Source organism: Streptomyces sp. NPDC059861, from assembly GCF_042731435.1.
In the GTDB taxonomy this organism is placed as follows: Bacteria; Actinomycetota; Actinomycetes; order Streptomycetales; family Streptomycetaceae; genus Streptomyces.
Genome location: NZ_JBHWJQ010000001.1, coordinates 507,488 through 517,570, shown reverse-complemented (window position 1 = coordinate 517,570; position 10,083 = coordinate 507,488). Strand labels below are relative to the sequence as shown.

The window sequence follows — 10,083 nt, the reverse complement described above, 5'->3', positions numbered from 1 at the left end:
CACCTAAGGTGGCCCCCGAACGGGCTCTCACGCGTTTCCCGTGCCCCGATCCGTCAGTCCCGCTGCCCGCCGTCCTCCACCAGTGCCGTCTGCATCAGCCGTGCCTTGCGGCGGGCGATGTGCAGGGCCCGGCCGGGCGGGAGGTTGACGGGTTTGGCGTTGCCGAAGAGGCGGCCTTCGGTGGGCGGGCAGGACAGGAGGACGGCGGGGTTGTTCGCCTCGTCGATACGGCGGATCAGCGCGTCGCTGAGGCCTCGGCCGGCGCCCATGGCACTGCGGGCGACGATCAGGTGAAGGCCCATCTCGAAGCCGAGCGTCAGATGCTCGAAGAGCGGCTCGAAGGGGCTCTGGAAGGAGTTGCCGGAGACCATGTCGTAGTCGTCGACCAGGATGAACAGCCGTGGGCCGGTCCACCAGTCGCACCGACGCATCCGGGCGGGGGCGATGTCCGCGCCGGGGACGCGGGTCTTGAGCGCGCGCGCCGCGCCCTCGACGGTCTCCTTGAGGTTGTCCAGGGAGATCACATGCCCGATGCGGTACTCCTCCGGGACGGCGTCGACCAGCGTGCGGCGGTAGTCCACCACGATGATCTTCGCCTCGTTCGGGGCGTAACGGGCGGTGACGCCCTCGGTGATGCGGCGCAGCAGGTTGGTCTTGCCGCTCTCGGTGTCGCCGACCACGATCAGGTGCGGGGTGCGGCTGAAGTCGTGCCACACCGGTTCGAGGGCGTCCTGGTCGATGCCGAGCGGCAGCCGCAGGCCGCCGCCCTCGGTGGCCTCGGGCGCGGGAAGTTCGGCGAGCGGGAGCCGGTGCGGCAGCATCCGTACCGGCGGTGCGGCCGGACCGGACCAGTGCTTGGCGATCTCGCCGACCAGATGGGCCACGCCCTCGCCGAGGTCGTCGAGGGAGCCGCTGCCGTCCAGGCGCGGCAGACCCGCCAGGAAGTGCATCTTGCTGTCGGCGGTGATGCCGCGACCGCCGCTGCGCGGCACCGAGCGGGCCTTGCGGGTGTCGATCTCGGAGTCCATCGGGTCACCCATCCGCAACTCCAGGCGGGTGGCGGCCTGATCGCGGACCTGCGCGGACAGCTCCACCCAGCGGGTCGTGGTGATGAGGAGGTGGATGCCGTAGTTCAGGCCGCGGGCGGCGAGTTCGTTGAACTTCGGGACCAGGTCGTCGTAGTCCTGGCGGACCGTGGACCAGCCGTCGACCACCATGAACACGTCGCCGAAGGGCTCGTCGGGGAACTCCCCGGCGGCCCGGCGGCGGCGGTAGGACTGCATGGAGTCGAGGGTGTGGTCCACGAAGAACTGCTCACGGCGGGCGAGCAGCGTCATCACCTCGGCGACGGCCCGGTGCACCCGCTCCGGGTTGAGCCGCGCCGCGACACCGCCGACGTGCGGGAGCCCGGCGAGCTGCGAGAGGCCGCCGCCGCCGAAGTCGAGACAGTAGAACTGGATCTCGGCCGGGGTGTGCGTGAGGGCCAGGGCGGCGATCAGCGTGCGGGCGAGGGTGGACTTGCCGCTCTGGGAACCGCCCGCGATGGCGACATGGCCGCCGGCCCCGGAGAGGTCCACGACCAGCGGGTCGCGGCGCTGCTCGAAGGGCTTGTCCACCAGACCCACCGGGACCCGCAGCCTGCCGTTCCCGGCCCAGCCGGCCGCGGTGAGGCCGCGCTCGGGGTCGGGGGCGATGCCGGGCAGCAGGACATCCAGCGGCGACGGCTCGTCCAGCGGCGGCAGCCACACCTGGTGGGCGGCCGGGCCCGAGTCGCGCAGCCGGTCGAGGGCCACGTCGAGCAGGGTCTCCTCGTCGCCGGTCTCCTCGGTCTCCGGTTCCGGCTCGGACGCCGGCTCCAGCGTCCGCGGCACCACCCAGCCGCTGGTCCACGGCACCACCTGGCTGGCCACCCGGGCCTGCACCACCGCGCCGGTGCGGCGCCGGTACGTGCCGGAGGAGTACGCGGCGCGGAACCGGGTCAGGGACTCCACACCGGACTTCAGGTAGCCGCTGCCCGGCTGGGCCGGCAGCTCGTAGGCGTCCGGCACGCCGAGCACGCCGCGGCTCTCCATGGCGGAGAAGGTACGCAGGCCGATGCGGTACGACAGATGGCTCTCCAGCTGGTGCATGCGGCCCTCGTCCAGGCGCTGCGAGGCCAGCAGCAGATGCACCCCGAGGGAGCGGCCGAGGCGGCCGATCATCACGAACAGGTCCATGAACTCCCGGTGCGCCGACAGGAGTTCGCTGAACTCGTCGACCACCACGAACAGGCTGGGCAGCGGGGTGAGGTCCGTCCCGGCGGCGCGGGCCCGCTCGTACTCCAGGGCGGAGGTGTAGTTGCCGGCGGCGCGCAGCAGTTCCTGGCGGCGGATGAGTTCGCCGTGCAGGGCGTCCTGCATGCGCTCCACCAGGGCGACCTCGTCGGCCAGGTTGGTGATGACGGCGGAGGTGTGCGGGAGCTCCTCCAGGCCGAGGAAGGTGGCGCCGCCCTTGAAGTCGACCAGCACGAAGTTGAGGGTCTCGGAGGAGTTGGTCAGGGCGAGGCCGAGGACGAGGGTGCGCAGCAGCTCGCTCTTGCCGGAGCCGGTGGCACCGATCAGCATCCCGTGCGGGCCCATGCCCCCCTGCGCGGACTCCTTGATGTCGAGTTCCATCGGGCGGCCGTCCACACCGACCGCGATCGGTACCCGCAGCCGGGCGGAGCCGGTGTGCCGGTCGAAGAGGACCTTCGGGTCGTGCCGGTGCAGGTCGGGGATGCCGAGCAGGGTGGTCAGCTCGACGTCGCTGTCCAGCGGCTCCGCGATGTCCGTGCCCAGGCTCATCCGGCGGGCGGTCAGCAGCCGGGCCAGCGACTCCGCGCCGAGCGGGCCGAGCCGGTCCGGCCGGCCGAGCGGCACGGAGCGTTCCTTGCGGCTGCGGTCGGTGCGCACCAGGTTCACCTGGTCAGGACCGACGGTCAGCCGCAGCGTGTTGCGGCCGGGCCGCCAGCGCAGCGCCCCGGAGACGTCCAGGACCAGGGCGTTGCGGTAGCCGTGGCCCTCCCAGCGGTGCCCCTCGGGCACGGTCACACCGTCCAGGACGACGACCGTGTAGGGCTCGTCGCGGCCCGGGCGGGCGTCAGGGTCGAAGCCGGGACGCTCGGCGAACTCGGCGCCGAGCAGGTCGTCCAGCTCGGTGAGGTCGGCGGTGATCCGGCGGACCTGGCCGGCGCCGTCCTCCTCGTGCGGGTGCAGCGCGTGCGGCAGCCACTTGACCCACTCCCAGTCGGAGCGCCGCTCGTCGCTCACACACACGGCGAGCCACAGCTCCTCGGGTGCGTGGAACACCGCGAGCTGACCGAGCACGGCGCGCACCAGGGCACGTACGTTCTCGACGTCCTCGGGGCGGCCCTCCCCGCTGTCCCCGGACGACGGGGCGCCCGGCTCGGCGGGCTCCTCGCCCGGCGTCTCCTCGGGGCGCAGCAGGACGCGGGCCGAGGAGCGCAGATAGAGGCCGAGGGGCTGCTCGGGGATGGTGGAGTAGGCGCGGATGAAGCGGCGCAGGGCGTGCGCGCAGAGCGGTTCGAGGTCCTCCACCGGGCGGGTGGAGACCGGGTTGAGGGAGAGCGCCAGTTGCTGTTCGCCGACCGCGAGGCGGACCTCGCCGAAGTCCTCGTCGGCCGGGCGGCGTTCCCACAGCCGCGAGGTGCGGGCCAGGGAGCGGAGCGAGGCGGGCTCCGGGTGGCGCCAGGCGAGCGCCCGCTGCTGCTCCGTGATGGTGGCCCGGACCCGCTTGCGGGTCTGCGCCAGATAGCGGAGGTAGTCGCGCCGCTCGCCCTTCAGGCGCTGCTTGCGCTCGCTGGAGCGGCGCATCAGCTGCCCCAGCAGCATGGCACCGGCGGAGAGCGCCATGACGCCCATCGCCAGATACATGAAGACGCCGTTCCCACCGCCGGGGCGCAGGAACATCAGCATCATCGACACCGACATCAGTGCCATCGGCAAATAGGTCCATATCGCCGAGGTGTCCGGCACCGTCTCGGCAAGGACCGGCGGCTCCTGGAGGGTCAATTGTCCTTCGGGCATCTCGGGTCCGCGCCTGCGGGCCGGCCGGCGAAACAGCACCACACTCAAGGAACGAAACCTCCGGTTTCACTGGCTTTCCGGCCCGCGTCGAATACCGGCACACCCGGCAGCGGGAAAGACCGCACCGCGCCCATTCTGCGGGCCCCGGGCGTCGCGGTGAACGCCGGATGAATGTTGTGAGCGGAAAGCGGGGGACGGTCAACTCCCCCCGCACTCAACCGCATACCGGACGAGGAGTCCGGTCCGCAGCACGATCCGGCGGGCGTAGGCAGTAGTCTGCATTCACGTAACGCGACCTGTCCACGCGGGAGAGGTGGTTTCCGGGCACACGGACGCAATTCCCTTGTCCGAACGCCCGGTTCCAGGCCGCGCGGGTCTTCCGTACTCCGCGCACGGCCCCTCTCCCGGAGAAGTCCTCCTGTCAAAGCCCCCATCAAAGACGAGAGTTCAGCTGATGACCGACAGTGCGGTGGCCGAACTGTGCCGCCTGACCGTACGTGCGCCGAGCGTCTCCGTCGATCTGGCCGTACCCGCCGACGTGCCGGTCGCCGATCTGCTGCCCACGCTGCTGCGCTACGTCGGCGAGGAGGCCGAGGAGGCCGGACTCGACCACGCCGGCTGGGTGCTCCAGCGGCTCGGTGACGCCCCGCTCGACGAGGAGAGCACCCTCGCGCACGCCGGGCTGGCCGACGGGGACGTGCTCTATCTGCGCCCGCACACCGAGGCGCTGCCCGAGGCACGGCTCGACGACCTGGTGGACGGGATAGCCGACACCGCGGGCCGCAAGCTGCACACCTGGCACCCCGGGGCGGCGCGCGGCCTGCTGGTCGGGACCACGGTGGCGACCGTCGTGGCCGCGCTGGTGCTGGTGTTCCGGCCGGGCGCCGGGCCCGGCTCGACCCGGGCCGCCTGCGCGGCCGTGGCGGGGCTGCTGCTGCTCGCGGGCGCGGGCACCGCCAGCCGTGCCGTCGGCGACCGCCTCTCCGCGACCGCGCTCGGTCTGCTGGTCGCGCCCTGCCTCGCGCTGGCCGGCTGGGTACTGCCGGGCGGTGAGCTCACCGGGCCGGACGCGGCACAGGTCGTGGGCGCGCGGCTGCTCGCGGCGGGCGCCGCGGGCGCCGGTGGCGCGGTCCTCGCGCTGGCCGCCACCGCGGTCGGCGCGCCCGCCCTGCTGGCCACCGCGGTCGTCTCGGTGGCCCTCGCGACCGCCGGGGCGCTGATCGGCTACTCGGGCCTTGACATGCCGGCTGCGGTGGCGCTGGTGGCGGCCGTGGTCGCGCTCGCGGCCGGCGCGGTCGCCCCCCTGGCCTTCAAGCTGGCCGGGATGCGGATGCCGTCGCTGCCCTCCTCCGCCGGCCAGCTCCAGGAGGGGATCGAGCCCTACGCGGGCGACGAGGTCGCCGAGCGGACCGAACTGGCCGGACGCTGGGTCACCGCGCTCTTCGCGGCCACCGGCACCGTCGCCGCGGGCGCGCTGGTCGTCCTCGCCGAACACCCGGACCTGGCCGAGGTGCTGACCGCGCTCGCGCTGAGCCTGCTGCTGCTTCTGCACTCCCGGGGCCTGGTGCACATCGGGCAGCGGCTGACCCTCGCCGTGCCCGGAGTCTGGGGGCTGCTGCTGCTCGCCCGCGCCTGGGCGGTGGACAGCGACGGCGACGGACGCCTCGTGGTCTTCGCGGTGCTGCTGGGCGCCGCGGCCGCCCTGGTCATCGCCGCCTGGACGGTGCCCGGCAGGCGGATGCTGCCGTACTGGGGCCGCGCGGCGGAGATCGCGCACACCGGCCTCGCCGTTGCGCTGCTGCCGCTGAGCCTGTGGGTGGCCGGGCTCTTCGGCTGGCTGCGCGGCCTGTTCGGCTGAGCCCGCCCGCACGCCGGCAAGAGGAACGGATCGAGGAGAGGCCGTGCAGTCCAAACGCGACCAGGTACACGCCCACACCTTCATGATGGGCAGGCTCAGCTCAGGCCTGCTGATGGCAGACCCGGACGCCCCGGAGAGCCCGCTCGGACGCACCACCCGCGGCGTGGTCTTCGGTGTGCTGGTCACCGTCCTGATCGGCGCGGGCGCCACCGTCTACGGCCTGCTGCGGCCCGGCGGGAACGACAGCTGGCGCGACGGCAAGCACCTGGTGGTCAACCGCGACACCGGCGCCCGCTACCTGTGGACCGACACCGACGGCGTCCTGCACCCGGTGCGCAACTACGCCTCGGCGCGGCTGATCGGCGGCTCGGACCTGAAGACCGTGGACGTCGGCACCGCCTCGCTGCGCGACGTCCCCGTGGGCGCCCCGGCGGGCATCCCCGGCGCCCCCGACACCGTGCCCGGCCCCGGCCAACTCGACGACGGCCCCTGGCACCTGTGCGTCACGGGTCCGGACGGCGCGCTGCCCGACACCTCCGGCGCCGTGGCGGACACCGGGGTCGACGAGCCGGGGGCCACCACCGTGGTCGCCGGCGCGCCCCTGGACTCCCGCGGCATCGGCGGCGACCGGGGACTTCTGGTGCGCGGGCCGGACGACACCGAGTACCTGGTGTGGCGGGGCAGCAGGCTGCCGCTGGACCGCGAGTCCGACGCCCGCAACGCCCTCGGCTACGGCTCCGAGCGGCCGATGCCGGTGTCGGCCGCCTTCCTCGACGCGCTCGCCCCCGGGCCCGCGCTGAAGCCGCCGGAGGTGGTGGGACGCGGCGAGCAAGGGCCCGAGATCGGCGGTGAGGCCAGCCGGATCGGGCAGCTCTTCGAGGTCAGCGTGCCCGGCGGCGGCAGCACCTACCACCTGCTGCGCAAGGACGGTCTGGTGCCGCTGACCCGGCTCGGCGCCGCCCTGGTGCTGGGTGACCCGGCCACCCAGAAGGACGCCTACCAGGGGCAGTCGCCCGAAGTGCGCACGGTCGGCGCGGACGCGCTGCGCGAGCACCGGGCAGCGGGCTCGGGTCCCGCCGGTTCCGCGGACCTGCCCGACGCGCCGCCCCTGCCGCAGTCCGCGCCGCGCGGCACCGCGCTCTGCGCGCAGGTGGACGGCGACGACGGCGGCGCCCGGATCAGGTCGGTGCTGGTGCCGCTGACCCGGCTCGCCCCGGTCGCGGTCGCGCAGGGCACGGCCGCGCCGGTGAAGTCGGCCTGCGTCCCCGTCGACGCCACGGTGGTACGGCCGGGGCGTGGCGCCCTCGTCAGGGCCCTGCACGCCAGCGGCGCCGCGCACGCCGGGACCACCTATCTGGTCGCGGAGAACGGCGTGAAGTATCGCGTCCCCGCCAAGGATTCGCTGGCCGCGCTCGGGTACGGGGCGGAGGACATCGGCTCGGTCCCGGCACCGCTGCTCGCGGCCCTCCCGACCGGCGCGGACCTCGACCCCTCCGCCGCCTCGGGCGTCACGGAGCCCAAGGTCACGGCCCCCGAGTGCGGCGGCGCCGGACAGCCGGCGAGGGGCGCGCGGAGCACCGGGACCGCCGAGCTGGACAAGGCGGACACCGCGCGCTGATCACGGCAAGGACCGCATACCGTGCCGAAGAAATGGAAAAGGACGGCAGCAGGAGAGTAATTCGGCCAAACTCGGAGCGGGCGGTGTGAAGTCCGCCGAGTGGTCACGGGATCGGGCCCGGCGGAGAACCTCAAACAAAGCTCAGAATTCCCCGCCGGGCGCGGCGCCGTAATCCCGCCGAAGCGCCTGCAATGCCGGGCGGGCGCTCCTCGATGCCCGTTCTCGTGCCGCGCCTGCCCGTTTTCTGCCCGCCTCACAGGACCCCGCCGGAGGGTTCGTGTCCCGGTGTCCGCCGGGCGAGCTCGGCTGTTCATACCGGGGAAACCTCCGCACAACTCCCTTGCCACGCACGAATTCTGGAGCGAGCTGACCGATGCTCAAATCTTCCCTGCGCGCGTTGCGCGGAACGTCGGCTTCTCTTTAGCCTCAGCGAGCAACGGTGTGACGAGACATGCCCGAAGGAAGGGAGCGCGACATGGCGGACAGTGCCGCGAGGAAAGCGGACTATGCCAAGGGCTTGGGGGGCGTCTCCTCCCTGGAGTCGGCCCGTGACCAGGTCGAGAAGATCCAGAACAACGTCGGTGAGATCGCCGCGCGTTCGGGTGTCGGCGGCGACGAGGGCCAGGCCCTGCTGAAGCTCTTCCGCAGCTGGAACACCGAGGCGCAGAAGGTCGTCGTCCAGATCAGCAAGATGATCGACGCGCTCCAGGAGAACGTGACCTCCGCCAACCGCCTGGCGCAGGAGAACCAGGACCTGACCGACGTCCTCAACAGCAAGACCAGCCAGGGCGTCTTCGAAGCGCTGCGCTGACCCGTCCCGCAGCACCGGCTCCGGCGACGCGGCCGGATCCCCGTGAGCTTCCCGGGCCCAGGCGCCCGGCCTTCCGAGAGGAGACGTCATGGCCGACGGCATCATCGACGTGCAGTACCCCGTGGTCCGCAACGCCATCGAGGAGTTGATGGCGCAGACCCAGCAGATCATCACGACCCTCAACAACCTGGAGGACGAGCTGAAGCCGCTCGTCAGCTCCTGGGAGGGCGCGGACCAGGAGACGTACCGCCAGGTCCAGGCGGAGTGGGACCAGGCGACCAAGAACATGGCCCTGCTGCTCGGCGACAACGGCGAGCTGATCCAGACCATTCACGACAACCACTCCCGTGACGAGCGCAGGAGCGCCGACAACTGGGGGAGCGTGCGGGCCCGCTAGGCATCGCCGGAGCGGTCCGCCACCCCTGTGCGGGACGGAGGCCCCTCGCGGGGACGCGACCCCGGACCGCTCCTCGCGGAGGGCGCGGCCGCGCGGCCGGGGACGACGCCGGAGCAGTCCCATCCGACGCAACGCCCGTCAAGTGCCTTCCGGGCTCACGCTCAGGGAAGTACCTTCCGGCCTCGCGCTGCGGGGAGTGGCTTCCGGGCTCGCGCTTCGGGAAGTGGCTTCCGGGCTCATGCCCCGGGAGATACCTTCCGGGCTCGCGCTTGGGAATGCGCCTTCTGGGCTCACGCCCGGGAGAAGTGGCTTCGGGCTCACGCCCCGGGAAGTGGCTCCTGGGCTCGCGCTCGGGGAAGTGGCTTCCGAGCTCGCGCTCCGGATAGTGGCCTTCGGGGGCTGTCGCTCCGGGAGGCGCCGTCCGGCGCGGCGCTCCGGGACGAGCCTTCGGTGCCACGCCCCGAGAAGTACCTTCCGGTCCCACGCCGGAAGTGCTGTGCGGCACCACACCCGGAGTGGCTCCGTGCGGGATCGGCGTCCCGAGTGGTCCTGTCCGGGTCGGTGTCCCAAGCGGTCCTGTCGGGGTCGGCGACCTGAGCGGTCCTGTCCGGGTCGGCGACCTGAGCGGTTCCGTCCGGGGCGGCGACCCGAGCAGTTCCGTCCGGGGCCTGCATCCCGAAGGGCGTTCGGCGGCTCCGGCGTCGTATTGAAGTCGTGCCGGACGCGGCGTGCGGGCGCGGGCTCCGGATCGACCCCGGTGTGCCCGACCGGCGCACCCGTCCGGCCGTCGCCCCACCCCAGGGCGGCCGCCGGCCCCCCGTAACCCCGTCCGGCACCAAGCGGCAGGAGAGCGTCCCATGGCCGGTGAGAAGGCCGACGTCAAGCATTTCGACCTCAAGCAGATGGAGAACTTCCGGGACAACGAGGTACAGCCCGTCTACATCGCCGCGAAGAAGCACCGCGAGGAGGGCGACGGCGCGCACATCCGCCCGCTCGGCCACCTCATCGACGGGCACACCACGCCCGAGAACCTCGCCCAGGACAAGCAACTCCTGCGCATCGGACGGATGGTCACCGAACCCCTGGTCTCGGGTCCGAAGCTGATCGAGGACATCCGTGCCGCGGCCGAGGCCATCGACAAGCTGCTCGGTGACCAGATGGAGCTTTTCAAGGAGCTCAAGGAGGCCCTCACCGAGACCATCGAAGAGGCCAACAAGACCAAGGACAAGAATCTCAGCGCGATCGACGCGCAGACGCTCCTCCAGACCTTCGACGAGGTCGACACCCTCACCGCCGGCAGCACCGGCGACCCGGACGACGAGTCCTGACCCACCG

General features: G+C 72.6%; 6 protein-coding genes. 5 read left to right on the top strand and 1 reads right to left on the bottom strand.

What is annotated here, in order from left to right:
- Positions 1-53: 53 nt before the first annotated feature.
- Positions 54-4,064 (bottom strand): type VII secretion protein EccCa, encoded by a 4,011-nt coding sequence (gene eccCa / locus ACFV6X_RS02045; protein ID WP_385376229.1) that lies wholly within the window; start codon positions 4,062-4,064, stop codon positions 54-56.
- A gap of 454 nt (positions 4,065-4,518) precedes the next feature.
- Between eccCa and eccD the strand changes: the two genes are divergently transcribed.
- The 5 genes from eccD to ACFV6X_RS02020 all read left to right on the top strand — a co-directional run bounded on the left by eccD (position 4,519) and on the right by ACFV6X_RS02020 (position 10,076).
- Positions 4,519-5,922, top strand: coding sequence for a type VII secretion integral membrane protein EccD (gene eccD, locus ACFV6X_RS02040; RefSeq protein WP_385376226.1), 1,404 nt, complete (start codon positions 4,519-4,521; stop codon positions 5,920-5,922).
- Between the two features lie 43 nt (positions 5,923-5,965).
- A complete protein-coding gene (eccB, locus tag ACFV6X_RS02035; protein WP_385376223.1) occupies positions 5,966-7,540 on the top strand; it encodes a type VII secretion protein EccB in 1,575 nt (524 codons plus the stop codon).
- 475 nt (positions 7,541-8,015) lie between these two features.
- Positions 8,016-8,351, top strand: coding sequence for a hypothetical protein (locus tag ACFV6X_RS02030; RefSeq protein ID WP_385376220.1), 336 nt, complete (start codon positions 8,016-8,018; stop codon positions 8,349-8,351).
- An 88-nt stretch (positions 8,352-8,439) separates the two neighbouring features.
- Complete coding sequence (locus ACFV6X_RS02025) at positions 8,440-8,748, top strand: WXG100 family type VII secretion target (RefSeq protein WP_385376217.1); 309 nt, start codon at positions 8,440-8,442, stop codon at positions 8,746-8,748.
- Positions 8,749-9,605: 857 nt separating this feature from the next.
- Positions 9,606-10,076: a type VII secretion system-associated protein gene (locus ACFV6X_RS02020; RefSeq protein WP_385376214.1), complete on the top strand. Its 471-nt coding sequence runs from the start codon at positions 9,606-9,608 to the stop codon at positions 10,074-10,076.
- Positions 10,077-10,083 lie beyond the last annotated feature (7 nt).

Excerpts from the sequence above, each read along its gene's own strand:
- eccCa (WP_385376229.1), bottom strand. The coding sequence starts at position 4,064 with ATGCCCGAAGGACAATTGACCCTCCAGGAGCCGCCGGTCCTTGCCGAG.
- eccD (WP_385376226.1), top strand. The coding sequence starts at position 4,519 with ATGACCGACAGTGCGGTGGCCGAACTGTGCCGCCTGACCGTACGTGCG.
- ACFV6X_RS02025 (WP_385376217.1), top strand. The coding sequence starts at position 8,440 with ATGGCCGACGGCATCATCGACGTGCAGTACCCCGTGGTCCGCAACGCC.
- ACFV6X_RS02030 (WP_385376220.1), top strand. The coding sequence starts at position 8,016 with ATGGCGGACAGTGCCGCGAGGAAAGCGGACTATGCCAAGGGCTTGGGG.
- ACFV6X_RS02020 (WP_385376214.1), top strand. The coding sequence starts at position 9,606 with ATGGCCGGTGAGAAGGCCGACGTCAAGCATTTCGACCTCAAGCAGATG.